Origin of the sequence: Citrobacter farmeri, from assembly GCF_019048065.1 — a bacterium.
GTDB lineage: Bacteria > Pseudomonadota > Gammaproteobacteria > Enterobacterales > Enterobacteriaceae > Citrobacter_A > Citrobacter_A farmeri.
Window position 1 is genome coordinate 4,077,391 of sequence record NZ_CP077291.1, and the last position, 26,344, is coordinate 4,103,734.

Below are 26,344 nucleotides of genomic sequence, written 5' to 3' on the forward strand. Positions count from 1 at the left end.
CTGCGCCATCAACATTCCATCTTTATCGTTTTCCGCTGTGCAGCCAGAACGGTTCCTGGTTGTTCGCTTCGTTGCGGAAATGTTCAATTTCAATATGTTGGCCGGTGGTAATAGCGTGAAGCAGACCTTGCCAGTTCTCCAGCCATGCCTGCACCACCACCGCATCGTAAGACCCCGCCAGTAACAAAACGGTGTCGATATCACGGCGTAAACGCGGCAGTTGATCGCGATACTGGTCGCCCAGCGGCCGTCCAAATACGCTTTTCAGTTCAGCGGCGGTACGCGAAAGGTGGATGTCAGCGAAGCGCTTAAAAGAATCCGCCATTTTGGCCTGCGCCCTGGCATCCAGAAACGGCTGCCAGGCTTTGGTCACCAGCCACTCGGTCAGCGCCAGTTTCGCCGTTGCCGTCTGGGTGGTGTAAACCGCCGTCTCGGCAGAGACCGCTGACGCGATAGTCGCTTCCGACTGGGTTAACAAATCACGTAAGTGAGCGCTCGCTTTACGTGGAACAATACCGCCAAACAGCATCAGGGTGTGACGTACCAGGCCCATCGCGGCCAACACGTCGGCCTTTGCTGCCTTATGGCCGCGAACCCAAAGTTCTTCATGGTACTGCCATTGTGCCAGCGCCAGCTCCAGCGACGCTTCCAGCCCGTGTCCCACGCTGGCTTTCGCGGGGACTTTCAGTACGGCTGTCGGTTTACTCTCGCGCGGGGGATTCCCCTGCGCCAGATGATAACCGCGCGCCGCTTTACTCAGGCTACCCTGACGTAGACTCGCCTGATTCACCAACTGATTTGCCAGCTTCAGCACCGCCCGGGTATCCCCGCTTAGCAGTTCAAGCTCCAGCTCACAAATCGGCTCAGCCAGCTCACCCGCTTTCACTTCGCCTAAATCGAGGGCGATCTCAATCTGGCTGCCGTCCACCGTCAGCAGCCATTTTTCACGTTCAAAATCGGTGCTGAACAGCGGCTGCACGCGGGAGATAAGATCGACCGGCACCTCACCGTTTGGCCACACTTCCGACGGAAATTGCGTTAAATCCAGCGCAGGCTCATTCAGGGAGACATTGTATTCCGGCCGCTGGTGTAAACCGCCGATCACTCGCCCGGCAATTTTCATGGTCATCTCGTAGCGCCCCTTCTCACCACGAATACGCAGTCCCATATCGTGACTGCGCAGCCACTGGTCCTCGGTTTCGTAGTAAATATTCAACAACGGGCTGGGCGCACGATGCTCGCCTCCGAGCGTATTCAGATGGTCACGCAGCGCGTTCACCGCCTCGTGATTAACGATAAATTTTAATTCAATTTCCTGAGCCATGGCCTTGTACTTACCGGTTATGTCACATAAGAGAGAATCACGACGAACTTACGGTGATCTTTTTTGTCAGTAGATAGTATTTTGCGCCAAATTGCCATGCAACGGACAATTTGACGGGCGTAAAAGTTTTGAAGTAGCGGTAAAACGGACACAGATGATTCCGATTGATGTCGAATGCTTTGCGTAGAGACACTGATACCACTACTATCGTTCCACTTTCTATGACAATAACGACAGCCTGATGCCAAAATTACGCCTGATTGGATTTATGTTACTCGCACTTAGCGCTACTGCCGTGTCACACGCCGAAGAAAAGCGCTATGTCTCTGATGAACTGAACACCTGGGTCCGCAGTGGTCCGGGGGATAATTATCGCCTCGTCGGCACGGTTAACGCGGGCGAAGAAGTCACGTTATTACAAACTGACGCCAATACGAACTACGCGCAGGTCAAAGACAGTACGGGGCGGACAGCCTGGATCCCGATGAAAGAGCTGAACACTACGCCAAGCCTGCGCACCCGCGTGCCGGATCTGGAAAATCAGGTCAAAACGCTGACCGATAAGCTCAACAATATCGACACCACCTGGAATCAACGCACGGCTGACATGCAGCAGAAGGTGTCGCAGAGCGACAGCGTGATCAACGGGCTGAAAGAAGAGAACCAGAAGCTGAAGAACGAGCTGATTGTGGCGCAGAAGAAGGTCAGCGCCGCAAATCTGCAGCTTGATGATAAGCAACGCACCATCATCATGCAGTGGTTTATGTATGGCGGCGGCGTGCTGGGACTCGGCCTGCTTCTTGGTTTGATTCTGCCACATATGATCCCAAGCCGGAAACGCAAAGACCGCTGGATGAACTAAATCGCCTTCTCCGCCGCACTGTCATATGATTAAGGGATTGTATTTCCCTGGAGAGGTGGTGTGGCGTGAAGATTTATCTGGTCGGTGGTGCGGTTCGGGATACGCTGTTAGGGCTACCGGTTAAAGATAAAGATTGGGTGGTGGTTGGCGCGACACCGCAACAAATGCTCGACGCGGGCTACCAACAGGTAGGTCGCGATTTTCCTGTTTTTCTCCATCCGCAAACCCACGAAGAGTATGCCCTTGCGCGTACCGAGCGGAAGTCCGGCTCGGGGTATACCGGATTCACCTGCTATGCCGCGCCGGACGTCACTCTGGAAGACGATCTCCAGCGCCGTGATCTGACCATTAACGCCCTGGCGCAAGATGATGACGGCCAGATCGTCGATCCCTACTACGGACGTCACGATCTGGATAAACGTCTGTTGCGCCATGTCTCACCCGCCTTTAGTGAAGATCCGCTGCGCGTACTGCGCGTAGCGCGCTTTGCCGCTCGCTATGCGCATCTGAGTTTCCGTATTGCTGACGAAACCATGGCGCTGATGCGCGAAATGACGCACGCTGGTGAGCTGGAGCATCTGACGGCAGAACGCGTCTGGAAAGAAACCGAGAACGCGTTAACCACGCGCAACCCGCAGGTCTATTTCCAGGTCTTACGCGACTGCGGCGCGCTGCGCGTGTTGTTTCCGGAAGTCGATGCGCTGTTTGGCGTTCCGGCCCCGGCGAAGTGGCATCCGGAAATCGATACCGGGATTCATACTCTGATGACGCTGTCGATGGCGGCGCTGCTCAGCCCGGCGGTTGACGTGCGTTTCGCCACGCTGTGTCACGACCTCGGCAAAGGTCTGACGCCGCCGGAGCTCTGGCCGCGCCACCACGGGCACGGCCCGGCGGGAGTCAGGCTGGTAGAGCAGTTGTGCCAGCGGCTGCGCGTACCAAATGAAATTCGTGATTTAGCCAAACTGGTGGCGGAGTTCCACGATCTCATCCACACCTTCCCGATACTGCAACCTAAAACCATCGTGAAATTGTTTGATTCGATCGACGCCTGGCGCAAACCGCAGCGCGTGGAGCAGATTGCGCTCACCAGTGAAGCCGACGTACGCGGACGGACGGGGTTTGAAGCCGCGGATTATCCACAGGGACGTTTACTGCGCGAAGCGTGGGAAGTTGCCCAGTCTGTCCCCACCAAAGACGTTGTCGAGGCCGGATTTAAAGGCATTGAGATTCGTGAAGAGCTGACCCGACGCCGGATTGCGGCGCTGGCCCACTGGAAAGAGCGCCGTTTCCCGAAGGCGGTCAGTTAAGGTGTGAATGCCGGATGGCGCTGCGCTTATCCGGCCTATGGTATCGCATCTCAACGCGTAGGCCGGATAAGGCGTTTACGCCGTCATCCGGCATGAAAGATCGGTCAGAAAAACACCACATAAACCGCCGCGGCGACGATGAAGCGATAGATCGCAAACGGAATGAACGAGATCCGCTTAATCAACTGCAGGAAGGTTTTGATGGCAACCAATGCAACCACGAAGGCGGTGACAAAACCCACGGCAAACATTGGAATATCGGCTACCGTCAGGAACGACCAGCTTTTGTAGAGATCCAATGCGGTGGCACCCATCATCATCGGTACCGCCAGCAGGAATGAAAACTCAGACGCGGCGTAACGGCTCACGCCCATCAGCATCCCGCCGGAAATGGTTGCTCCGGAACGAGAGAAACCCGGCCACAACGCCAGACACTGGAAGCAGCCAATCATGAATGCCTGGCGGTAAGTCATATCATCCAGACCCGGCGCGCGCGGTTCTTTCGGCTTCAGACACTCTGCGGCGATCAGCAGTAAACCGCCCACCACCAGCGCATACATCACATTCACCGGGTTAAACAACGATTTGATCGTATCGTGGAAAACCAGCCCCAGCACCACGGCCGGGATCATACCCAACAGAATGTGGATCAGCGTTAAACGGCCTTTACTTTCCCCTTCACGCTGTAGCGGACGACCGAAGTGAATGCCGATCAGACCAAACAGACGCCGCCAGAACATCACCACTACGGCAAGAATAGATCCCAACTGGATCACCACCTCAAACGTCTTTGCCGTATCCCCCTCAAAACCCAACAGATGACCTACGATGATCATGTGCCCGGTACTGGAAACTGGCAAAAATTCCGTCAATCCTTCGACCACACCCAAAATTGCCGCAATCAGCAGCGAGTGCATATCGCTCATCAATAAACCCCTAAATAAAAAATCTACAGTGCAGTCAACGCACATGCAACTTGAAGTATGCCGGGTATAGGACTCTTTTATATCCGTTTGGTTTAACAAATATGAAGATAATTATTTTTCTTTCAGATTATTGCTACGCTCAATGATTACGCCCACATTGGCTGCGCGCGCCACCGCGCCGGGCTTACTGAGCTTGATGCGCACCCACGGCGAGTTAAAGCGCGTGAGCAGCAGTTCAGCAACCTCTTCGGCAACACGTTCAACCAGTGCAAAACGCCCACCTTCAACATGACTAACGATCGTCTCAGCGATATCCGCATAGCTCAGACAGTCGGCGACATCGTCGCTTTTTGCTGATTTTCGGTTATCCCACGCCATTTCGATATCGAACACCAGCTTCTGTTCAATCGTCTGTTCCCAGTCGTAAACACCGATAGTGGTGATTACCGAAAGTTGCTCTATAAATACAATATCCATCACGACCTGCCTGCTTTTTGGCTAACCCGGATACCACTTCCGGCGAAATATGCGTATTATCCACAGAAGTAGCGTTTTACACGACATTTTCAAAACGGAACAGCTTATGAGTGCAATCGCGCCTGGAATGATCCTCTTCGCGTACCTCTGCGGCTCCATTTCCAGTGCCATTCTGGTCTGCCGCATTGCTGGCTTACCCGACCCGCGTAGCAGCGGCTCTGGTAATCCTGGCGCGACCAACGTGTTACGAATCGGTGGCAAAGGAGCAGCCGTAGCGGTCCTGATTTTCGACGTCCTGAAAGGGATGTTGCCCGTCTGGGGCGCGTATGCGCTGGGCGTCAGCCCGTTCTGGCTGGGTCTTATCGCCATCGCCGCCTGTCTGGGTCATATCTGGCCAGTATTCTTCGGTTTCAAAGGTGGGAAAGGTGTGGCGACGGCCTTTGGCGCTATCGCCCCTATCGGCTGGGATCTCACCGGCGTGATGGCGGGTACCTGGTTGCTCACCGTCCTGTTGAGCGGCTACTCATCGCTGGGCGCGATTGTCAGCGCGTTGATTGCACCATTCTATGTCTGGTGGTTCAAACCGCAGTTCACCTTCCCGGTCTCCATGCTCTCATGCCTGATTTTGCTGCGTCATCATGACAACATCCAGCGCCTGTGGCGCCGCCAGGAGACAAAAATCTGGACCAAACTGCGCAAAAGACGCGAGAAAGATCCCGAGTAAGATTGGCCGGAAAATGGCGTTGTCCGCCCCGGCCTACAGCACCTGATAGCCTTCGTCCGGCCTGCCTAATCGCTGCTGACACCATGCCGCCAGAAATTCTACGCAGACTCTGAGCTTCACGCTGCGATATAGCGGCTCCTGATAAACCGCCCAGATGTTGGCGCTTTGCGCGTACTCCGGCAACACCCGCACCAGTTTGCCGCTCGCCAGAAACGGTTGCACATCCCACTCTGAACGCAGCATGATGCCTTTACCTTCCAGCGCCCATTGCAGGACGACTTCACCGCTGTTGGAAGAGAGATGTCCGCTCACTTTGACCGATTTTTTCGTCGTGCCATTTCCCAGTTCCCATATTCCGTGAGTCATGTCACGCTCTTTTGTCACCAGACAATCGTGGTGACTTAATTCCTGCAAGGTTTTGGGTTCAGGATATTTTTGCAAATATCCGGGGGAGGCACACAATATCCTTTTATTCTTTGTTAACAAATGCGCAATATAATAATCCGGGATGTCATCGTTAATACGAATATCAAGATCGATATTATCCTGAACCAAATCAATTTGCCGATCAAAGAGTTCAAAATGGACCTGTAACTCAGGATAATTGCGCATCAGTTCGGTAATAGCGGGCGCAATGTGACTGCGGCCAAACCCGAAGCTACACCCAATACGAATCATCCCTTCCGGGCGCGTTTTGATTTGCGTCACGTCATCTATCAGGCGCTGATATTGGGTGAGGATCGTCAGCGCCTGTTCATAACAGCGTTGACCACTTTCCGTCAGCGCCACACCGCGTGCCGAGCGGTTAAGCAGCGTGGTGGCGAGCGTAGTTTCCAGGATCTGGATGCGTTTCGTCACAAAGGCAGGCGTTTGTCCGAGCGCGCATGCCGCTGCGCTAAAACTGCCCGTATGGACAATTTCAACCAGCACCTGGAGGTCTTTGGCTAAGGGCCAGTTTTTGAGCATTTTTTGGGTTATCCATGAACTTGATACCTGAAGTGTAATTCGCAATCTAAGGTTAATCTCTGCCTTTGCTCAATTTTCATCATCTTTCTTCGGCATCATTCACGAACTGTTAATTGCATATACACAGTGGCAAATAATATAAAACCACACATTTAATGGTAGTTTGTGAGGGAGAATTTATTTCCAGACAAATAAAAGAACTGGAGTTAACATGATGAGCAATCAAAATAATCAAAATGCGGTTAATACGCTGACGGAAATAGTCGCCAACTTTACCGCCATGATATCCACCCGTATGCCCGACGATGTGGTGGACAAATTAAAACAGCTGCGGGACGCCGAAACATCAAAGATGGGGCAAATCATCTACCACACGATGTTCGACAACATGCAAAAGGCTATCGATCTTAACCGTCCGGCCTGCCAGGACACCGGTGAGATCATGTTCTTCGTGAAGGTCGGTTCCCGCTTCCCGCTGTTGGGTGAGTTGCAAAGCATTCTCAAGCAAGCGGTGGAAGACGCCACGGTGAAGGCACCGCTGCGCCATAACGCAGTAGAAATTTTTGACGAAGTGAATACCGGTAAAAACACCGGTAGCGGCGTACCGTGGGTAACCTGGGATATTGTGCCCGACGGCGATGACGCGGAAATTGAAGTCTACATGGCCGGTGGTGGCTGCACGCTGCCGGGGCGTTCCAAAGTACTGATGCCTTCCGAAGGCTACGAAGGCGTCGTGAAATTCGTCTTTGAGAACATCTCGACGCTGGCCGTCAACGCCTGTCCGCCAGTACTGGTCGGCGTGGGGATTGCCACCTCCGTTGAAACCGCCGCCGTATTGTCGCGCAAAGCGGTACTGCGCCCGATCGGCTCCCGCCATCCGAATCCCAAAGCGGCGGAACTTGAGTTGCGTCTGGAAGAGGGGCTGAACCGGCTGGGTATTGGTCCTCAAGGGCTCACCGGCAACAGTTCCGTGATGGGCGTACATATCGAATCCGCCGCGCGTCACCCGTCCACCATTGGCGTCGCCGTCTCCACCGGCTGCTGGGCGCACCGTCGCGGTACGCTGCTGGTCCATTCTGACCTCTCCTTCGAAAACCTGTCTCACACCCGGAGCGCGTTATGAAAAAGATCCTCACAACCCCGATCAAAGCCGAAGACCTGGAAGACATCCGCGTTGGCGATGTGATCTATCTGACCGGTACGCTGGTGACCTGCCGCGACGTTTGCCATCGCCGACTGATCGAACTGAAGCGCCCGATCCCCTACGACCTCAACGGCAAAGCGATTTTCCATGCCGGCCCCATCGTGCGTAAAAACGGTGAAAAATGGGAGATGGTTTCCGTCGGCCCGACCACCAGTATGCGTATGGAAGCCTTTGAAAAAGAGTTCATTGAGCAAACAGGCGTCAAACTGGTGGTGGGTAAAGGCGGCATGGGGCCGCTGACGGAAGAAGGCTGCCAGAAATTCAAGGCGCTGCACGTGATCTTCCCGGCAGGCTGTGCGGTGCTGGCCGCCACCCAGGTGGAAGAGATCGAAGAGGTGCACTGGATGGAGCTCGGCATGCCGGAATCGCTGTGGGTTTGCCGGGTGAAAGAGTTCGGTCCACTGATTGTCTCTATCGACACCCACGGCAACAACCTGATCGCCGAAAACAAAAAACAGTTCGCCGAGCGTCGCGGCCCCATCGTCGACGAAATCTGCGAACACGTGCATTACATCAAATAACCCTTCCGGAGAGGCCTGCGCCTCTCCCTCTTTCGCAGGGATACGACAATGGCACCTTTATCTGGTTGGTGGCGATATCTGGCTCCGCTGATGGTCATCGCCATTATTGCTGTTTTGCCCGTCCCCACCGGTCTTGAGAGCCACACCTGGCTCTACTTTGCGGTCTTTACCGGCGTCATCGTGGGGCTCATTCTGGAACCTGTACCCGGCGCAGTCGTGGCGATGATTGGGATATCGATTATCGCGGTCCTCTCACCGTGGCTGCTGTTCAGCCCGGAACAGCTCGCCCAGGACGGTTTCAAATTTACCTCCAAAGCGCTGTCGTGGGCGGTTTCAGGTTTTTCCAACTCGGTGATCTGGCTGATTTTCGCCGCCTTTATGTTTGGTACCGGGTATGAAAAAACCGGTCTCGGTCGGCGTATCGCACTGATGCTGGTGAAAAAAATGGGGCATCGCACGCTGTTTCTCGGTTACGCGGTGATGTTCTCCGAGCTAATCCTCGCTCCTGTTACCCCCTCTAACTCCGCACGCGGCGCAGGGATCATCTACCCGATTATCCGCAACCTGCCGCCGCTCTATAACTCACAACCCAACGATCCCAGCGCCCGTTCCATTGGTTCTTACATTATGTGGATGGGGATCACCGCCGACTGTGTGACCAGCGCCATTTTTCTGACGGCGATGGCACCGAACCTGCTGCTAATTGGCCTGATGAAGACCGCCTCCCATACGGCGCTCAGTTGGGGCGACTGGTTCTTAGGCATGTTGCCACTGAGCATTTTGCTGGTTCTGCTGGTGCCGTGGCTCGCCTATGTGCTGTATCCGCCCGTGCTGAAGTCGGGCGATCAGGTGCCGCGCTGGGCGGAATCGGAACTGAAGGAGATGGGGCCGCTCTGCTCGCGTGAGAAAAAGATGCTGGTGCTGATGGTCGGCGCGCTGGTGCTGTGGATCTTCGGTGGAGACTATATCGACGCAGCCATGGTCGGTTACAGCGTCGTCGCTCTGATGCTGGTGCTACGTATCATCTCCTGGGATGACATCATCAGTAATAAATCGGCGTGGAACGTCTTCTTCTGGCTGGCCTCGCTCATCACCCTCGCAACCGGACTAAACAACACCGGCTTTATCACCTGGTTTGGCAAGCTACTGGCCAGCGGGTTAAGCGGCTACTCACCGGTGATGGTGATGATCGCGCTGATCGTGGTGTTCTGGCTGCTGCGTTACTTTTTTGCCAGTGCAACAGCCTACACTTCCGCGCTGGCCCCCATGATGATCGCTGCCGCGCTGGCGATGCCGGAAATTCCCTTACCGGTATTCTGCCTGATGGTTGGTGCGGCTATTGGTCTGGGCAGCATTCTCACCCCGTATGCGACCGGTCCAAGCCCTATCTACTATGGTAGCGGTTATCTTCCGACGGTTGATTACTGGCGGCTGGGGGCAATTTTCGGCCTGATTTTCCTGGTGCTGCTGCTGGCGACCGGGCTTATCTGGATGCCTCTCGTTTTGCTTTAACCTCGTTGGGGCGGCAGGGCTGTCGCCCCCTTTTTCCATAAGCGTCTCATATGACCGTTTTCCCGCCGGGCTGAGGCATACTTTTTGCTATGCAAACACCCTCACGCTAAGAAGGGAAACGCTCTGGATACCGTTGCGCACAAGACACCGACTCGGGGCTGGCAGGCCGAACTCGACCTGCGGTTTAGCCATACCGCGCACAAAACGGTGCTCACCCGCGCACGCCACGTTGGCCCCCTGACGGTTCAACGACCGTTTTATCCGCAAGACGATGTTTGCCACCTCTATTTACTCCACCCACCCGGCGGGATTGTCGGCGGTGATGAGCTACAGATTTCCGTCACGCTGGACGAAAACAGCCATGTATTAATCACCATGCCCGGTGCGAGCAAATTTTATCGCAGCGCGGGCCCGCAGGCACAACTGCACCAGACGTTTACGCTGGCCCCGAACGCGACGCTGGAATGGCTGCCGCAGGATACGATCCTGTTCCCCGGTGCCAACGCCAATCTCCGTTCCGTATTTCATCTCTCCGCCGAAAGCCGCCTGCTCGGTTGGGATCTGCTCTGCTTCGGGCGACCGGTCATGCATGAGACGTTCAGCCACGGCGCGCTACATAACCGTCTGGAGATTTGGCGTGATGGGCACCCGCTGCTCATTGAACGCCTGGCGCTGAGAGATGGGGATCTCTCGGCCATCGCCAGTCAACCGTGGTGCGGCACCCTGCTCTGTTATCCGGCCACGGAACAGATGCAGGACGGTGTGCGCGAACGTCTGGCTCCGCTCGGCGATTACGCCGGCGCAACGCTCGTCGACTCGCTGCTGACGGTCCGTTTTCTGGCAGAGGACAACCTGATTGTTCAGCGCGTCATGCGCGAAATCTGGCAGTTTTTGCGCCCGCTGTTAACCCAAAAGCCACCGCACCTGCCGCGTATCTGGCAAACCTAAGAGACTCCCTATGGAACTGACTCCCAGAGAAAAAGACAAGCTGTTGCTCTTTACCGCCGCGCTGGTCGCGGAGCGCCGGCTTGCGCGCGGGCTGAAGCTGAATTACCCGGAATCGGTGGCGCTCATCAGCGCATTCATCATGGAAGGGGCGCGCGACGGCAAAAGCGTCGCCACACTGATGGAGGATGGCCGCCACGTCCTGAACCGTGAGCAGGTGATGGAAGGCGTTCCGGAGATGATCCCGGACATCCAGGTTGAAGCGACCTTTCCGGACGGTTCGAAGCTGGTCACCGTCCACAGTCCGATCGTCTAAGGAGAAACCATGATTCCAGGTGAATACCGGATCGCGGCAGGCAATATCGCGATCAATGCAGGGCGCGATACGCGCACGATCGTGGTGGAGAACCATGGCGATCGCCCTGTCCAGGTGGGATCGCACTACCACTTTTACGAGGTCAACCCGGCGCTCCGCTTTGCCCGCGAATCTGCGCTGGGCTTTCGTCTGAATATTCCGGCGGGGACAGCGGTACGTTTTGAGCCGGGGCAAAAGCGGGAGGTCGAACTGGTACGCGTGGCGGGCGCACAGCGTATTTTTGGCTTTCGCGGCGACGTCATGGGTGAACTGGAGGTGAAGCATGGCTGAAATTTCCCGGCAGGCTTACGCCGACATGTTCGGGCCAACCATCGGCGATAAAGTGCGTCTGGCGGACACGGATCTGTGGATCGAAGTGGAAAATGACTTAACCACCTATGGTGAAGAGGTGAAATTCGGTGGCGGTAAAGTGATCCGCGACGGCATGGGCCAGGGGCAAATGCCGTCTCAGGAATGCGTGGATCTGGTGATCACCAATGCGCTGATTGTCGATCACTGGGGGATCGTCAAAGCGGATATTGGCATTAAAGACGGCAGGATCTTTGCGATTGGCAAAGCCGGGAATCCGGATATTCAGCCTGACGTGACGATCCCCATCGGCGTCGCCACCGAAGCGATCGCCGGCGAAGGCAAGATCGTGACGGCGGGCGGCGTGGATACCCATATTCACTGGATCTGTCCGCAACAGGCGGAAGAGGCGCTGGTCTCCGGCGTGACGACAATGATTGGCGGCGGCACCGGACCGGCTGCTGGCACCAACGCCACCACCTGCACGCCAGGGCCGTGGTATATCGCCCGGATGCTACAGGCGGCGGACACGTTACCCGTTAATATCGGCCTGCTGGGCAAAGGCAATGGCTCCCATCCCGATGCGCTGCGCGAGCAGATTGCCGCCGGTGCTATCGGCCTGAAAATCCACGAAGACTGGGGCGCGACGCCTGCGGCTATCGACTGCGCGTTGACCGTAGCCGATGAGATGGACATTCAGGTAGCGCTGCACAGCGATACCCTGAACGAATCGGGCTTTGTCGAAGATACGCTGGCAGCGATTGGCGATCGCACCATTCACACCTTTCACACCGAAGGGGCCGGCGGCGGGCATGCTCCCGATATCATCACCGCCTGCGCGCATGCCAATATTCTTCCCTCCTCCACCAACCCGACGCTGCCCTATACCGTCAACACCATTGATGAGCATCTCGACATGCTGATGGTCTGCCACCACCTGGATCCCGATATCGCCGAGGATGTTGCCTTTGCCGAATCACGGATCCGTCGGGAGACCATCGCCGCCGAAGACGTGTTGCATGACATTGGCGCGTTTTCGCTTACCTCGTCAGACTCACAAGCAATGGGACGCGTGGGGGAAGTGATCCTGCGCACCTGGCAAGTGGCGCACCGGATGAAGGTGCAACGCGGCCCGTTAGCGGAAGAAACGGGTGATAACGATAATCTGCGCGTGAAGCGTTATATCGCCAAGTACACCATTAACCCGGCGCTGACCCACGGTATCGCGCACGAAGTGGGTTCCATTGAGGCCGGGAAACTGGCGGACCTGGTGCTCTGGTCTCCCGCCTTTTTCGGCGTGAAGCCAGCCACAATCGTTAAGGGCGGTATGATCGCCTGCGCGCCGATGGGTGACATCAATGCCTCCATCCCCACGCCGCAGCCGGTGCATTATCGCCTGATGTTTGGGGCGCTCGGCGCGGCGCGTCATCACTCCCGACTGACTTTTCTTTCGCAGGCGTCTGTGGAAAACGGCGTCGCGCAACGACTCAATTTGCAAAGCCAAACCGCCGTGGTGAAAGGCTGCCGGACGGTGAAAAAAGCCGACATGATCCACAACAGCCTGCAACCCAATATCACCGTGGATGCCCAGACCTATGAGGTCCGTATCGACGGCGAACTCATCACCAGCGAACCCGCTGACGTTCTGCCGATGGCGCAGCGTTACTTTTTATTTTGAGGAGCTGAGATGCTGTTATTGACACAACGCGTTGACACCCCAGCGCAGATCACCGCCACGCTGACGCTGCCGATTGACATCCGCGTGAAGAGTCGGGCGAAAGTACAACTCAATGACGGGCGCGAAGCGGGGCTGATGCTGCCCCGTGGCCTGCTACTGCGCGGCGGCGATTGCCTTAGCACGGAGGACGGTGCTGAAGTGGTGGAAATTATCGCCGCCAGCGAGGCGGTGTCGGTGGTGCGCTGTGCCGATCCGTTCCTGCTCGCGAAAGCCTGTTATCACCTCGGCAACCGCCACGTTCCGCTGCAAATTCTGCCGGACGAACTGCGCTATCACCACGATCATGTGCTGGACACGATGCTGCGCCAGTTCAGTCTGCAGGTGACGTTTGCGCATCTGCCGTTTGAACCCGAGGCCGGGGCGTATGCCAGTGAATCCCACGGCCATCACCACAGCCATGCGCACTGATGCGTAATGCACAGCAGCAGTTGCGTCTACTACAACTCGCCAGCAGCAGCCTGCCGGTGGGCTCCTTTACCTGGTCCCAGGGGCTCGAGTGGGCGGTAGAAACCGGCTGGGTGAACAGCGTGGACGCGTTTGCGCACTGGCAGTCCCGGCAGATGGAGAATAACGTTTTCACCGTCGACCTGCCGCTGTTCGCCCGGCTGTACCACGCTTGCGAGCAGGATGATATTAACGCCGCGCGACGCTGGACGGCGTATCTGCTGGCCTGTCGGGAAACCCGCGAGCTGCGGGAAGAAGAGCGCAGCCGGGGGGCGGCGTTCACCCGACTGGTTGTGGACTGGCATCCAGAGTGCCCGCAGACATGGCGCACGCTCTTTGCCGACAGTCAGCTCTGCGGTATGGCCTGGCTGGGCGTGCAGTGGCGCATTCCGCTGCCCGACCTGGCCTTAACGTTCGGATACAGTTGGATTGAGAGTGCGGTGATGGCCGGTGTCAAACTGGTGCCATTTGGCCAGCAGGCGGCCCAGCGGCTGATTATTACGCTTTGCTCGCAGTATGCTGAGGGCATGGCGCAGGCGCTGGCGTGCCCGGACGACCGGCTGGGCTCCGCGACGCCGCTGGCAGCCATCGCCTCTGCTCGCCATGAAACCCAATATTGCCGTTTATTTCGCTCCTGAGGAGAAACAATGAGTGAGTACAAACATCCCCTGCGCGTTGGCGTAGGCGGCCCGGTCGGTTCCGGTAAAACCGCCCTACTGGAAGCGTTATGCAAAGCGATGCGCGACCGCTGGCAACTGGCGGTAGTCACCAACGATATCTACACCAAAGAGGATCAGCGCATTCTCACCGAAGCTGGCGCGCTGGCACCGGAACGCATTGTCGGCGTAGAAACCGGCGGCTGTCCGCACACCGCCATTCGCGAAGATGCCTCGATGAATCTGGCCGCGGTGGAAGCGTTAAGCGAAAAATTCGGCAATCTGGATCTGATTTTTGTCGAAAGCGGCGGCGACAACCTGAGCGCCACCTTCAGCCCGGAACTGGCGGATCTGACGATCTACGTGATCGACGTGGCCGAAGGGGAAAAGATCCCGCGCAAAGGCGGACCGGGGATCACCAAATCGGATTTCCTGGTCATCAACAAAACCGATCTCGCCCCCTATGTGGGCGCGTCGCTGGAGGTCATGGAACGCGACACGCTGCGCATGCGTGGCGAGCGCCCGTGGACGTTTACCAATTTAAAATCGGGTGACGGTCTGGCGACAATTATTGCGTTTCTGGAAGACAGAGGAATGTTGCGGGTGTAATGCGGTGTCTTGCCGGGTCTACGGTTTTGTCGGCCCGGAAAGCGCAGCGCCACCGGGCCGGAAAGAAAGCGCTTATGCCGCAGGCAGCTCCGCCAACGGCCAGCGCGGACGTACGGTCACGCCGAGATCCGCCGTGGCACCCGCTTTAAAGCGCACCATACCGGCATAGGCAATCATCGCCCCGTTATCGGTACAAAACTCAGGGCGGGCATAGAACACGTCGCCACGACGTTTTTGCATCATCTCCGCCAGCTTCGCCCGCAGCGTGCGGTTGGCGCTGACGCCGCCCGCCATCACCAGACGCGTAAAACCGGTCTGATCCAGCGCACGTTTGCACTTGATCATTAGCGTATCCACCACCGCGTCCTCAAATGCCCGGGCGATATCGGCACGAGTTTGATCATCGTCGCCGTTATTGCGAATCGTATTCGCCGCGAAGGTTTTCAACCCGGAGAAGCTGAAATCCAGCCCCGGACGATCGGTCATCGGCCGCGGAAAGACAAAACGCCCGGCGGTGCCCTGCGATGCCATTTTCGACAACATCGGACCGCCTGGATAGTCGAGCCCCAGCAGCTTGGCAGTTTTATCGAATGCTTCACCGGCTGCGTCGTCAATCGATTCACCGAGCAACGCATACTGCCCAACGCCCGTCACGCTGATAAGCTGGGTATGCCCTCCCGAGACCAACAGCGCCACAAAGGGGAATTCTGGCGGGTTATCTTCCAGCATGGGTGCCAGCAGATGTCCTTCCATATGGTGTACAGGGATGGCGGGCACATTCCATGCAAACGCCAGCGAACGTCCAACGGTTGCGCCGACGAGCAGCGCGCCGACCAGCCCCGGTCCTGCGGTATACGCCACCGCATCAATCTCTTTCGCACTCAGCCCCGCCTCTTTCAGCGCCGCCTGGATCAGCGGCACCGTTTTGCGGACATGATCGCGGGAGGCCAGTTCAGGTACGACCCCGCCGTAGTCAGCGTGTAATTTCACCTGACTATACAATTGGTTGGCTAACAGACCTTTTTCGTCGTCGTAAATGGCGATGCCGGTTTCATCGCAGGATGTTTCAATTCCCAGTACACGCATGACTTGTTTCTACCTCACGTTATTACCGCGCAGTGTAGGTCGAATGCGGGTAGATGTATACCCTCGCGCCCGATTTCGTGTATACTCTCCCCCCTTATAAAAGTCCCTTTCAAAATCGCATCGGTGCTTTACAAAGCAGCAGCAATTGCAGTAAAATTCCGCACCATTTTGAAATAAGCTGGCGCTGATGCCAGCGGCAAACCGAATTTATCAAAGGTGAGAGTTACATGCCGGTAATTAAAGTACGTGAAAACGAGCCGTTCGACGTAGCACTGCGTCGCTTCAAGCGTTCCTGCGAGAAAGCAGGCGTTCTGGCGGAAGTTCGTCGTCGTGAGTTCTATGAAAAACCGACTACCGAACGCAAACGCGCTAAAGCTTCTGCTGTGAAACGTCACGCGAAGAAACTGGCTCGCGAAAACGCACGCCGCACTCGTCTGTACTAATCTCTGTCGGGGGCTGAGGCTCTCGATTCAGACCGAGTTGTAGTTGTAAGGCCGTGCTTCCGAAAGGAATGCGCGGCTTATTTTCGTTTATAGTCATCAGAAAAAACAGGGGCTTATGGCTGGACGAATACCTCGCGTATTTATCAATGACCTGCTGGCAAGAACCGACATCGTCGATCTCATCGACGCGCGGGTAAAGCTGAAAAAGCAGGGCAAGAATTATCACGCGTGCTGTCCGTTCCATAACGAAAAGACCCCTTCTTTCACCGTGAACGGTGAGAAACAGTTTTATCACTGCTTTGGATGCGGTGCGCACGGCAACGCTATCGACTTCCTGATGAACTACGACAAGCTCGAGTTCGTGGAAACCGTCGAAGAACTGGCGGCTATGCATAACCTTGATGTCCCGTTTGAAGCAGGTACAGGCCCCACTCAGATTGAGCGCCATCAACGGCAAAGCCTTTATCAATTGATGGATGGCCTGAACACGTTTTATCAGCAATCTCTGATACAACCCGCCGCTACCCCTGCGCGCCAGTATCTGGAAAAGCGAGGACTCAGTAGTGAAGTGATCGCGCGTTTTGCTATTGGCTTTGCGCCCCCCGGTTGGGACAACGTCCTGAAACGGTTTGGCGGCAATAGCGAAAATCGCCAGTCACTGGTGGATGCAGGCATGTTGGTCACCAACGATCAGGGACGCAGTTACGATCGCTTCCGCGAACGGGTGATGTTTCCCATTCGCGACAAGCGTGGTCGGGTGATAGGTTTTGGCGGTCGTGTGCTGGGCGATGCGTTGCCAAAGTACCTCAACTCCCCGGAAACCGATATTTTTCATAAAGGCCGCCAGTTATATGGCCTTTATGAAGCGCAACAGGATAACGCCAATCCGCCACGTCTGTTAGTGGTGGAAGGTTATATGGATGTGGTGGCGCTGGCGCAATATGGCATTAACTATGCTGTGGCTTCGCTGGGCACCTCAACGACGGCCGATCACATCCAGCTCCTGTTCCGCGCCACGAACAACGTCATTTGCTGTTATGACGGTGACCGTGCAGGACGAGATGCTGCCTGGCGCGCACTGGAAACCGCACTGCCGTACATGACGGATGGTCGTCAGTTACGCTTTATGTTTTTACCTGATGGCGAAGACCCCGACACGCTGGTGCGTAAAGAGGGGAAAGAGGCATTCGAAGCCCGGATGGAGCAGGCCCTGCCACTCTCCGCGTTTTTGTTTAATAGCCTGCTGCCACAGGTGGACCTGAGCACTCCGGACGGGCGCGCGCAGTTGAGTACGCTGGCGCTGCCGCTCATCACGCAGGTTCCGGGTGAAACATTACGCATTTATCTGCGGCAGGAGTTAGGCAACAAGCTCGGCATTCTGGATGACAGCCAGCTTGAACGATTAATGCCAAAATTGTCCGAAAGTGGGGCTTCCCGACCCGCTCCGCAGCTAAAACGCACGACCATGCGTATACTGATAGGACTGCTGGTGCAAAATCCGGAACTGGCGCCGCTGGTGCCACCGTTAAGCGGTCTGGACCAGAACAGGCTGCCTGGGCTTGGCTTATTCACAGAACTGGTCAACACTTGTTTGTCCCAGCCAGGACTAACCACCGGACAGCTTTTAGAACACTATCGTGGCACAAATGATGCGGCCACCCTTGAAAAATTGTCGATGTGGGACGATATAGCAGATAAGGATATTGCTGAAAAAACCTTCACCGACTCACTCAACCATATGTTTGATTCGATGCTTGAGCTGCGCCAGGAAGAGCTAATCGCTCGCGAGCGCACACACGGTTTAAGCAGCGAAGAACGCCGGGAGCTCTGGACGCTGAACCAGGAACTGGCGAAGAAATGAATTGAAACAGACAAAAGTATTTAACGGCTTAAGTGCCGAATAGCGATCGGGAAGCCCCCGACAGCCGCACTGAGAGGCAGCGGCACAAATATAAGTACGCCCTCGCTTTAAATGTTGGCAGCAACGGCTTGCTGACTCTAATCAAACGAATTAAGTGTGGATACCGTCTTATGGAGCAAAACCCGCAGTCACAGCTGAAGCTTCTTGTCACCCGTGGTAAGGAGCAAGGCTATCTGACCTATGCCGAGGTCAATGACCATCTGCCGGAAGATATCGTCGATTCAGATCAGATCGAAGATATCATCCAAATGATCAACGACATGGGTATTCAGGTGATGGAAGAAGCGCCGGATGCCGATGATCTGCTGCTTGCCGAAAACACCACCAGTACCGACGAAGACGCGGAAGAAGCGGCTGCGCAAGTTCTGTCCAGCGTAGAGTCTGAAATCGGTCGTACCACCGACCCGGTTCGCATGTACATGCGTGAAATGGGTACCGTTGAACTGTTGACCCGCGAAGGCGAAATCGATATTGCGAAACGCATTGAGGACGGGATCAACCAGGTTCAGTGCTCCGTTGCTGAATATCCTGAAGCCATTACCTATCTGCTTGAGCAATACGATCGCGTTGAAGCTGAAGAAGCCCGTCTGTCCGATTTGATCACCGGTTTTGTCGATCCGAACGCGGAAGAAGATTTGGCCCCTACCGCCACTCACGTTGGCTCTGAGTTATCTCAGGAAGACATGGATGACGATGAGGACGAAGACGAAGAAGACAGCGACGACGACAGCAGCGATGACGACAACAGCATCGATCCTGAGCTGGCGCGCGAGAAGTTCGGCGAACTGCGTACACAGTACGAAGTCACGCGTGACACTATTAAAGCGAAAGGTCGTAGCCACGCCGATGCCCAGGCTGAGATCCTGAAGCTGTCTGAAGTGTTCAAGCAGTTCCGTCTGGTACCGAAGCAGTTTGACTACCTCGTGAACAGTATGCGCGTCATGATGGACAGGGTTCGTACCCAGGAACGTCTGATCATGAAGCTCTGCGTTGAGCAGTGCAAAATGCCGAAGAAAAACTTCATCACCCTGTTCACCGGCAATGAAACCAGCGAAACCTGGTTCAACGCGGCTATCGCGATGAACAAGCCATGGTCCGAAAAACTGCACGATGTGGCGGATGACGTTCACCGTGGCCTGCAGAAACTGCGTCAGATTGAAGAAGAAACCGGCCTGACTATCGAGCAGGTAAAAGATATCAACCGTCGCATGTCCATCGGCGAAGCGAAAGCGCGTCGTGCGAAGAAAGAGATGGTTGAAGCAAACTTACGTCTGGTTATCTCTATCGCCAAAAAATACACCAACCGTGGTTTGCAGTTCCTGGATCTGATCCAGGAAGGCAACATTGGTCTGATGAAAGCGGTCGATAAGTTTGAATACCGTCGTGGTTACAAGTTCTCCACCTATGCAACCTGGTGGATCCGTCAGGCGATCACCCGCTCTATCGCGGATCAGGCGCGCACCATCCGTATTCCGGTGCATATGATTGAGACGATCAACAAGCTCAACCGTATCTCCCGCCAGATGCTGCAAGAGATGGGTCGCGAGCCGACGCCAGAAGAACTGGCTGAACGCATGCTGATGCCGGAAGACAAGATCCGTAAAGTGCTGAAGATCGCCAAAGAGCCGATCTCCATGGAAACCCCGATCGGTGACGATGAAGATTCGCATCTGGGTGATTTCATCGAGGATACCACCCTCGAGCTGCCGCTGGATTCTGCCACAACGGAAAGCCTGCGTGCGGCAACGCATGACGTGTTGGCAGGCCTGACCGCCCGTGAAGCGAAAGTCCTGCGTATGCGTTTCGGTATCGATATGAACACCGACCACACGCTGGAAGAAGTGGGTAAACAATTTGACGTTACCCGCGAACGTATTCGTCAGATCGAAGCGAAGGCGCTGCGTAAACTGCGCCATCCTAGCCGCTCTGAAGTGCTGCGTAGCTTCCTGGACGACTAATCAGTCCTCGATAATAAAGCTCCCTCCGGGGAGCTTTTTTTTTGGAATTTTCCGCAAAGTACGAAAATTGGTAGGGTAAATCGCCCGCACACCCAATTGCAAATGATATTTATTTTCATTATCATTTTTTCTTTTCGTAAACTACTGTAAAGAAAAATTACATGACTATTAAAATATTAATGCAAAAATCCCTCTGCGCGCTCGCGATATCTCTGGCATTTTACACAGTCTCAGCCTTCGCAAAGGACTTCTCTGAAGATCAGTTCCCTTCCCAACCGCTTGGACACGGCGTTTACGAGCTGGCCTATGACGCTGGCAAAAACGCGGTTTATGCTGCTTCCGCCCCCTCTTTCGATAAGGACAAAACAGCCGGGGTCGTTTTTCAGCTCGCAGCCGACTCCCTGAAAATTAACACGCGGATCGCCACCCAGCGCCGCCCCTTTGCCGTCGCCCTGGATGAGCAAAATCATATTCTCTGGTTGGGTAATGCGCTGGATGGCTCAGTGACCCTGCTGGACACTCGTACTCACAAAGAAGTGAAAACCCTTCAGCTTGCCGATTCAGAGAATCAGGCTCATGTCCGTGAAGTGGTCCTCGATAAGAAACATCAGCGGCTCTATGTTTCTGGTATTGGTAGTGAAGGCAAAGGCACACTGTGGGTTGTCGACACGCAAAACCAGACGCTTGCACAAACCCTGAAAGGAATGGATCCGGTCGGCTTTGCCGTTGACGAAGCAGGCGACAAGGTTTACGCCGTGACCGGGAAAGGCGAGCTGATCACCCTGGATGGCAAAACGTCGCAGGTTATTTCCCGCGTGCAGGTTGACCCGTCTGAAGCAAAACATTACTTCCTGAATATCGCCCTGAACACCTCCAAAGGCGTAGGTTTTATCGCTGATACCAACACCGCTGACGTGCTGGTTGTTCAGCTCGATGCCGGTAAGTTAGTTCATCGCGTTCCAACACCAAACTCCATTGCCGCCGTCTACAACCCGGCGCGTAACGAAGTGTACGTCACCCATCGCAATGCCCGTCAGATAAGCGTTATCGATGCCAGCACATACAACCTGAAGCACACCATCAAAACGGCCGCTATGCCAAACAGTATGGTGCTTTCTCCTGACAACAAAACGCTCTATGTCAGCGTGAAGCTGGATGAAAAAGTCCCCCAGGCTGACTATGTACTCAAACTCGATTTAACCCAATTCTGAGGATTGCGTTGTGATTAACCAGACACGTACGGCGCTGGCGATTTCGCTTGCCTTCACCAGCCTTCCTGCGGCCGTTTTCGCCGAGGAGACAACCCCTGCTAATGAAGATCAGCTTGTGGTCACCGCCACCGGTTTCGCCCAGGAGCGTCGCGAGGCGCCTGCAACCATTTCCGTTATCGGCGAGAAAGAGCTGAATACCCGTTCTAACCAGAACGTGACTGAAGCGCTTCGTGAGATGCCCGGTGTATTAGTGGGGAATGGTAACGGGAGCCTTGCCACAGGTGATGTGCAGATGCGCGGCATGGACTCAACGTATACCTCCTACATGGTCAACGGCATCAAACAAGGGACCCGCGAGTCCCGCCCTTACGGCCACCATATCGGCACCGAAGCGGCTTTCCTGCCGCCGCTTGCTGCTATCGAGCGCATCGAGGTGATCCGTGGGCCGATGTCCTCCCTGTATGGTTCCGATTCCATTGGCGGCGTAGTTAACGTCATCACTAAGAAAGGCTACAACCTGGATAAATGGACCGGGGTGCTGGAGGATAACTACTTCCTTCAGGAAAAAAGTGAGTACGGTAATACCAACCAGACCAATGTCTTTTTGATGGGACCGCTCATTCCAGGCAAAGTTGGCGTGAGCGTGGCAGCAGATTACCTTGATCGCCGTGACGACGACAGCAAGAACGATGAGCGCTTTGTTAAGCACCAGGCTGGCAACCTGGACGCCACTATTAATATGGCGCCGACCGACACTCAGCTGTGGGATTTGAACGTCGTCAAAGGACATCAGGTAAAATCACACAACGATAAAGCCTGGCAATGGGACTTTGACAGGGACGCCGCATCTCTATCCCAGCACGCGTGGTACGGCGATGACCTATTGGAAGTGAAGAACTTCATCAGCTACGAAAACGCCAAAACCGAATACCGCGTTCCGGGCATGAGTTCGCAGTTTATCAAGCAGCGAAACTATGAGGCCAACAGCGCGAACACCTTTACCCTTGGCGATCATAAGCTGACGCTTGGGATCAACTTCACCCGCAATGAGCTGGATGATACGTTCGGTATCGCAGACAAAGAGGTCCCGGGGATCACCCCGGTCAGCGAAATCAACCGCAACGGCTGGGCCGTGTTCGCCGAAGACGCGTGGATGATGGTACCGGACTTCACTCTAACCACTTCGGCACGCCTCGACCACGATAGCTACTTTGGCTACCACGTGACACCGAAGCTCTACGGGAACTGGACGATTGATGAAAGCTGGGCGCTGAAAGGCGGTGTATCGGCGGGCTATAAAAAGCCAGACCTGCGTGAGAACAACGAAGGCTTCACCAGCGTCTATGGCTCCTATCCTTATTCCTATATAGGGATCGGTAACGATGACCTGAAGCCAGAACAGAGCGTTAACACCGAGCTGGGCGTCTACTGGCAACAGGATGCGCTGGCACTGGATGCCACCGTGTTCTTCACCAAATTTAAAGACAAGATCAGCGACTACACCATCTGTACCGCAACTGCCACGCAGAAGTGTATTTACAACGGTTATGAAGCTGAAGAGGTTTCCCAGTATTTCAACGTCAGCGATGCGGAAATCTATGGTCTGGAGTTGAACGGCGACTGGCAGGTCACACCAGCACTGAAGGCTAACGCAAACTATACGTACACCCATAGCGAGCAAAAAAGCGGTCAGTATAAGGGAGAGGCGCTGAACGAATTCCCGAGCAGTATGGCCAACCTGTCACTGACGTGGAATGCGCTCAATGACCTGGAGCTGTGGACCACAACCAGCTGGCGCAGCAATACGCCAAACACCGGTAAATCGACCTCAACCGAGGCCTATGCGCTGGTCGATTTAGGCGCTCGTTATCATCTCAATAAGAGCATCACGCTGATGGCGGGGGTTTATAACCTGTTCGATGTAAACCCGATTTACAAAACGTCCTATAACCAGTCTTCAATTCTGGAAGGACGCCGCTACAACATGGGGGCTCGATTCGAGTTTTAAGGGTTATGCCGGAGCGTCACGCTCCGGCAGTTACAATCCGCGGACGATCAGCGCCTCATCGAGTTCACGATACGCTTCAACCAGCTTGTCCAGCGTCGCTCTGTTCAATCCACTCGGATTCGGCAACACCCACACCTGCGTAACGCCAATCATGATGCTCTGCTTGCCCCACTTCGTTCCACGCTGACTGAACGCCTGCTCGTAGGCCTGCTTACCAAGGATTGCCAGAGCAGCCGGCTGATAATCGTCTATTTTCTTGATCAACTCCCGCCCGCCGCTACGCAGTTCATGCAGATTTACCTCCGTTGCCTGCACCGTCGGACGCTCGACCAACATAGTGATCCCGCAGCGCGTATCCAGAAGGTGTTGCTCTTCTTCGGGCTTCAGCAACCTGTCAGTAAACCCCGCCTGATGGATAATCTTCCAGAAGCGATTTCCCGGATGGGCAAAGTGAAAACCGGTGTGTGCCGAGGACTTCCCCGGATTAATTCCGCAAAACACCACCCGCAGACCAGGGGCCAAAATATCGTTGATCATGTTTACTCCGATCGATCCAACTTCCGGGAAGTATAACGGATTGATTATGCGTTGTTTATAAAAACAGCAGGCAGGTGTGAATGGCTGGATCGCTACGGGGAGTTACTTTATAATTCACCGCCACGGCCCCTTAGCTCAGTGGTTAGAGCAGGCGACTCATAATCGCTTGGTCGCTGGTTCAAGTCCAGCAGGGGCCACCAAACTTTAGTTTTAAAATCATATAATTAAGCCACTCAAAAGAGTGGCTTTTTTGTCACCTCATTTTTGAGTGGCGATAGAATGGCGGTGAATTTTTTACCGTCACTTTGCTGAAGGCATAAAAAAACCCGCACGCGGCGGGCATTTAGCGAAAATTTATCAGAGCCACAATGGCCGCTGACCACCGACAGCCGGGTGCGGCGGTGCCGGGTCGATGGATCCCGGAGTAACAATAAAGCGCTCTATCGTTTCCATTGTCATAAATGTACAACTACAGTTGATGTTCTGGCACTGGTGGTAGCGCTCTTTCGTATTTTCAGTTAGATAGCGGCTTGTTCGCGCATGTGCAGCATGATGGCACTTCGGACAATGAAACATAACCCACCCCTTATTCTCAATTCGTGAATCAATGATAATCACCAATTCACTTTTTGTGAATATATTTTATTCATCATTTGATTCTGCACTGTACTCCACATCAGATAGCTTAACCTCAAGCTCTAAGCCCGTCGTGAAGCCGCTATTATTTAGATTGTGAGTTACCTTACTGATTAACCATGATTGCTCGTCTATGACACGCTTAAAGCCCGACACGCGCACCGGTGTTTCAGGGAATAAATCAGCCCTACCAAGCGCCAGCGTAATTGAAAACTCCGCAACGCCTCGCTGCAGCTTATCCCACTTTGCCTGAGCTGCGCGCATCGCCTGCGCCTTGGAAGCGTAGACCGTCGTCAGCGCCAGCACGTTATCGGCCTCACCGGCCATATACTCGCCCTCGCGCGCCTCCGGCTCTTTTTTGGCCTTTGTCTTTTTGCTAACCGGCTTTGCTTTCGGGTGCTCCAGTGCGCGCAGGTGCTTCTCTTTTGGCTTACGTTTCAGCGTTACTTTCTGCTTTTGCAGCTTCGGGTCTTTGGTGTGCAACCATTTTGCTGTTACGCCGGTGTAAGCCCCACGGTCAGCAATGGCAAACTGATGACGGTCGCCATCGCTGCGGGTCAGGGTCATTTGCGGGACGGGTTTGCCGCTGGCCGTCATTGCACTACCGGCTTTCAGAAACAGGAGTTTACCCGCTTTCACTGACACCGCCGCCCCATTGCGGTCAGCCAGCCGGGTCAGAAATACGGCGTCGGACTCCTGCGATTGGTCGATATGCGGTACCGGTATTTTTTTCAGTGAATCCGCGACACTGGCCGTCAGTTTATTGCGCTTTGCAATGGTGCTGACCAGCTCACCGAGGGTGGTGTCGTGCCACGATTCTTCACGCCGTGAATTGAGCGTTCCGCGAAAGTCTGCACTACGCGCGCGAATGGTCAGGGTATCAGGCGCACCCCGATGCTCAATCTCATCGACCGTGAAATCGCCCTTATTCAGAAGCGCCGAATCCTGCCAGCCAAGCCACAGCGTCAGCACCGCCCCGCGCATGGGTAGCTCGACTTTTCCATCGGTGTCGTCGAGCTCAATGTCGAGCTGGTCAGCCTCAAAACCCCGGTTGTCGGTCATGGTGAGAGAAATCAGCCGGTCACTAAAATTACTGGTAATGTCCTGGCTGTTCAGTGTCAGCATAAACGCCGGTGAAAGGCTGGTACCGGCATCAATAGTCATACCCGTTATCATGCTGTCAGCCCCCCGAGCGCACCCTGCAGCTTATCAGTGAGATTACCGGCAGAGCCTAGAAGCTCGCTTGCCTGCTTATTCAGGTCGCCAAACATTGCCGTCAGTGATTCGTCGACCCGTTTCAGCGAAAGGGTGAAATCAATCTTTCTGGCCGCGCCGTCGCTGAAAAACTCGGTATGCGTAGTCGACAACTTATCGACGATATACATCCCGAAGATATTGCCGGTTCCCTCAATCAGCGGCCACGCTCTGCCCTCGTCGGCCATCAACTCAACAGCCAGCAGTGATATACGACCGCCGGTAATAGCAGGGTAAAGCGTACCGGCAAGCTGGATCGCGTTTTCGCCCTCGCCGAGAAACTGATACGCAGGCGGTTTACCTACCCGGTCATTGGACGCCCAGCGGTAATCCTTCGAGTGTTGCATCGACTGATAAGGCATGGTGCGGCGTTCAAACACGAACATTCCAAGCGCAAGCATCATCGTTTTA

At 55.0% G+C, this 26,344-nt stretch carries 27 protein-coding genes and 1 tRNA gene; 19 read left to right on the forward strand and 9 right to left on the reverse strand.

All coding sequences use genetic code 11. The annotated features are described in order from the left end of the window. Positions 1–22: 22 nt before the first annotated feature. On the reverse strand, positions 23–1,324 hold the full coding sequence (locus I6L53_RS19080; protein ID WP_042324288.1) for a CYTH domain-containing protein: 1,302 nt from the start codon (positions 1,322–1,324) through the stop codon (positions 23–25). A gap of 241 nt (positions 1,325–1,565) precedes the next feature. On the opposite strand from I6L53_RS19080, the gene I6L53_RS19085 reads away from it, so the two are divergent. Both I6L53_RS19085 and I6L53_RS19090 read left to right on the forward strand, forming a co-directional pair. Next, positions 1,566–2,186: a TIGR04211 family SH3 domain-containing protein gene (locus I6L53_RS19085; protein ID WP_042324289.1), complete on the forward strand. Its 621-nt coding sequence runs from the start codon at positions 1,566–1,568 to the stop codon at positions 2,184–2,186. Between the two features lie 65 nt (positions 2,187–2,251). Further along, entirely contained in the window at positions 2,252–3,493 is a 1,242-nt protein-coding gene (locus tag I6L53_RS19090; RefSeq protein ID WP_042324291.1) for a multifunctional CCA addition/repair protein, read from the forward strand. 104 nt (positions 3,494–3,597) lie between these two features. Here I6L53_RS19090 and bacA read toward each other — a convergent pair whose 3' ends face one another. Next, the gene (gene bacA, locus I6L53_RS19095; RefSeq protein ID WP_042324294.1) at positions 3,598–4,419 is read right to left on the reverse strand and encodes an undecaprenyl-diphosphate phosphatase; all 822 of its coding nucleotides are present in this window, start codon (positions 4,417–4,419) and stop codon (positions 3,598–3,600) included. A gap of 111 nt (positions 4,420–4,530) precedes the next feature. Then, entirely contained in the window at positions 4,531–4,896 is a 366-nt protein-coding gene (gene folB, locus I6L53_RS19100; RefSeq protein WP_042324296.1) for a bifunctional dihydroneopterin aldolase/7,8-dihydroneopterin epimerase, read from the reverse strand. A gap of 106 nt (positions 4,897–5,002) precedes the next feature. On the opposite strand from folB, the gene plsY reads away from it, so the two are divergent. Beyond that, positions 5,003–5,620: a glycerol-3-phosphate 1-O-acyltransferase PlsY gene (plsY, locus tag I6L53_RS19105; RefSeq protein ID WP_042324298.1), complete on the forward strand. Its 618-nt coding sequence runs from the start codon at positions 5,003–5,005 to the stop codon at positions 5,618–5,620. Between the two features lie 33 nt (positions 5,621–5,653). Here plsY and ttdR read toward each other — a convergent pair whose 3' ends face one another. Continuing rightward, on the reverse strand, positions 5,654–6,586 hold the full coding sequence (gene ttdR / locus I6L53_RS19110) for an L-tartrate utilization transcriptional activator TtdR (RefSeq protein WP_042324300.1): 933 nt from the start codon (positions 6,584–6,586) through the stop codon (positions 5,654–5,656). A 211-nt stretch (positions 6,587–6,797) separates the two neighbouring features. Between ttdR and ttdA the strand changes: the two genes are divergently transcribed. The 10 genes from ttdA to ureG all read left to right on the forward strand — a co-directional run bounded on the left by ttdA (position 6,798) and on the right by ureG (position 14,879). Next, entirely contained in the window at positions 6,798–7,709 is a 912-nt protein-coding gene (ttdA, locus tag I6L53_RS19115) for a L(+)-tartrate dehydratase subunit alpha (RefSeq protein ID WP_094464815.1), read from the forward strand. Continuing rightward, complete coding sequence (gene ttdB, locus I6L53_RS19120) at positions 7,706–8,311, forward strand: L(+)-tartrate dehydratase subunit beta (RefSeq protein WP_042324302.1); 606 nt, start codon at positions 7,706–7,708, stop codon at positions 8,309–8,311. The genes ttdA and ttdB overlap by 4 nt, the downstream gene beginning before the upstream one ends. Positions 8,312–8,359: 48 nt before the next feature. Further along, the gene (locus I6L53_RS19125) at positions 8,360–9,823 is read left to right on the forward strand and encodes an anion permease (RefSeq protein WP_042324304.1); all 1,464 of its coding nucleotides are present in this window, start codon (positions 8,360–8,362) and stop codon (positions 9,821–9,823) included. A 123-nt stretch (positions 9,824–9,946) separates the two neighbouring features. Next, positions 9,947–10,771 (forward strand): urease accessory protein UreD, encoded by an 825-nt coding sequence (locus tag I6L53_RS19130; protein WP_232231106.1) that lies wholly within the window; start codon positions 9,947–9,949, stop codon positions 10,769–10,771. 10 nt (positions 10,772–10,781) lie between these two features. Beyond that, positions 10,782–11,084 carry an urease subunit gamma gene (locus I6L53_RS19135; protein WP_042324306.1) on the forward strand — a complete coding sequence of 101 codons (303 nt, stop codon included), beginning with the start codon at positions 10,782–10,784 and terminating at the stop codon, positions 11,082–11,084. 9 nt (positions 11,085–11,093) lie between these two features. After that, positions 11,094–11,414 carry an urease subunit beta gene (locus I6L53_RS19140; RefSeq protein WP_042324308.1) on the forward strand — a complete coding sequence of 107 codons (321 nt, stop codon included), beginning with the start codon at positions 11,094–11,096 and terminating at the stop codon, positions 11,412–11,414. Next, a complete protein-coding gene (gene ureC / locus I6L53_RS19145; RefSeq protein ID WP_042324310.1) occupies positions 11,407–13,110 on the forward strand; it encodes an urease subunit alpha in 1,704 nt (567 codons plus the stop codon). Before I6L53_RS19140 ends, ureC begins: the two co-directional genes overlap by 8 nt. A gap of 9 nt (positions 13,111–13,119) precedes the next feature. Continuing rightward, entirely contained in the window at positions 13,120–13,578 is a 459-nt protein-coding gene (gene ureE, locus I6L53_RS19150; RefSeq protein WP_042324312.1) for an urease accessory protein UreE, read from the forward strand. Next, positions 13,578–14,252: an urease accessory protein UreF gene (locus I6L53_RS19155; RefSeq protein WP_042324314.1), complete on the forward strand. Its 675-nt coding sequence runs from the start codon at positions 13,578–13,580 to the stop codon at positions 14,250–14,252. Before ureE ends, I6L53_RS19155 begins: the two co-directional genes overlap by 1 nt. Before the next feature lie 9 nt (positions 14,253–14,261). Continuing rightward, positions 14,262–14,879 (forward strand): urease accessory protein UreG, encoded by a 618-nt coding sequence (ureG, locus tag I6L53_RS19160; protein WP_042324316.1) that lies wholly within the window; start codon positions 14,262–14,264, stop codon positions 14,877–14,879. 72 nt (positions 14,880–14,951) lie between these two features. Here the strand turns inward: ureG and tsaD are convergent, their stop codons facing one another. Continuing rightward, positions 14,952–15,965: a tRNA (adenosine(37)-N6)-threonylcarbamoyltransferase complex transferase subunit TsaD gene (gene tsaD, locus I6L53_RS19165; protein ID WP_042324318.1), complete on the reverse strand. Its 1,014-nt coding sequence runs from the start codon at positions 15,963–15,965 to the stop codon at positions 14,952–14,954. Positions 15,966–16,192: 227 nt separating this feature from the next. On the opposite strand from tsaD, the gene rpsU reads away from it, so the two are divergent. The 5 genes from rpsU (at position 16,193) to I6L53_RS19190 (ending at position 23,506) form a co-directional block, all read left to right on the forward strand. Next, on the forward strand, positions 16,193–16,408 hold the full coding sequence (rpsU, locus tag I6L53_RS19170; RefSeq protein ID WP_001144069.1) for a 30S ribosomal protein S21: 216 nt from the start codon (positions 16,193–16,195) through the stop codon (positions 16,406–16,408). 115 nt (positions 16,409–16,523) lie between these two features. Then, a complete protein-coding gene (gene dnaG / locus I6L53_RS19175) occupies positions 16,524–18,269 on the forward strand; it encodes a DNA primase (RefSeq protein WP_042324320.1) in 1,746 nt (581 codons plus the stop codon). A gap of 170 nt (positions 18,270–18,439) precedes the next feature. Further along, positions 18,440–20,287, forward strand: coding sequence for an RNA polymerase sigma factor RpoD (gene rpoD, locus I6L53_RS19180; protein ID WP_042324322.1), 1,848 nt, complete (start codon positions 18,440–18,442; stop codon positions 20,285–20,287). 161 nt (positions 20,288–20,448) lie between these two features. Continuing rightward, a complete protein-coding gene (gene yncE, locus I6L53_RS19185) occupies positions 20,449–21,498 on the forward strand; it encodes a 7-bladed beta-propeller protein YncE (RefSeq protein ID WP_042324324.1) in 1,050 nt (349 codons plus the stop codon). A gap of 10 nt (positions 21,499–21,508) precedes the next feature. Continuing rightward, on the forward strand, positions 21,509–23,506 hold the full coding sequence (locus I6L53_RS19190; protein ID WP_042324326.1) for a TonB-dependent receptor domain-containing protein: 1,998 nt from the start codon (positions 21,509–21,511) through the stop codon (positions 23,504–23,506). Positions 23,507–23,536: 30 nt separating this feature from the next. On the opposite strand, the gene mug is transcribed toward I6L53_RS19190, so the two are convergent. Next, positions 23,537–24,043 carry a G/U mismatch-specific DNA glycosylase gene (gene mug / locus I6L53_RS19195; protein ID WP_042324328.1) on the reverse strand — a complete coding sequence of 169 codons (507 nt, stop codon included), beginning with the start codon at positions 24,041–24,043 and terminating at the stop codon, positions 23,537–23,539. 124 nt (positions 24,044–24,167) lie between these two features. Here mug and I6L53_RS19200 point away from each other — a divergent pair. Then, positions 24,168–24,243, forward strand: a tRNA-Ile gene (locus tag I6L53_RS19200). A gap of 157 nt (positions 24,244–24,400) precedes the next feature. Here I6L53_RS19200 and I6L53_RS19205 read toward each other — a convergent pair. From I6L53_RS19205 to I6L53_RS19215, 3 genes are all read right to left on the reverse strand, one after another. Further along, positions 24,401–24,619: a DNA-binding transcriptional regulator gene (locus tag I6L53_RS19205; protein ID WP_042324329.1), complete on the reverse strand. Its 219-nt coding sequence runs from the start codon at positions 24,617–24,619 to the stop codon at positions 24,401–24,403. Positions 24,620–24,685: 66 nt separating this feature from the next. Beyond that, complete coding sequence (locus I6L53_RS19210) at positions 24,686–25,855, reverse strand: phage late control D family protein (protein WP_072015754.1); 1,170 nt, start codon at positions 25,853–25,855, stop codon at positions 24,686–24,688. After that, positions 25,852–26,337, reverse strand: a complete 486-nt coding sequence (locus I6L53_RS19215; RefSeq protein WP_042324331.1) for a phage tail protein — start codon at positions 26,335–26,337, stop codon at positions 25,852–25,854. Before I6L53_RS19215 ends, I6L53_RS19210 begins: the two co-directional genes overlap by 4 nt. Positions 26,338–26,344 lie beyond the last annotated feature (7 nt).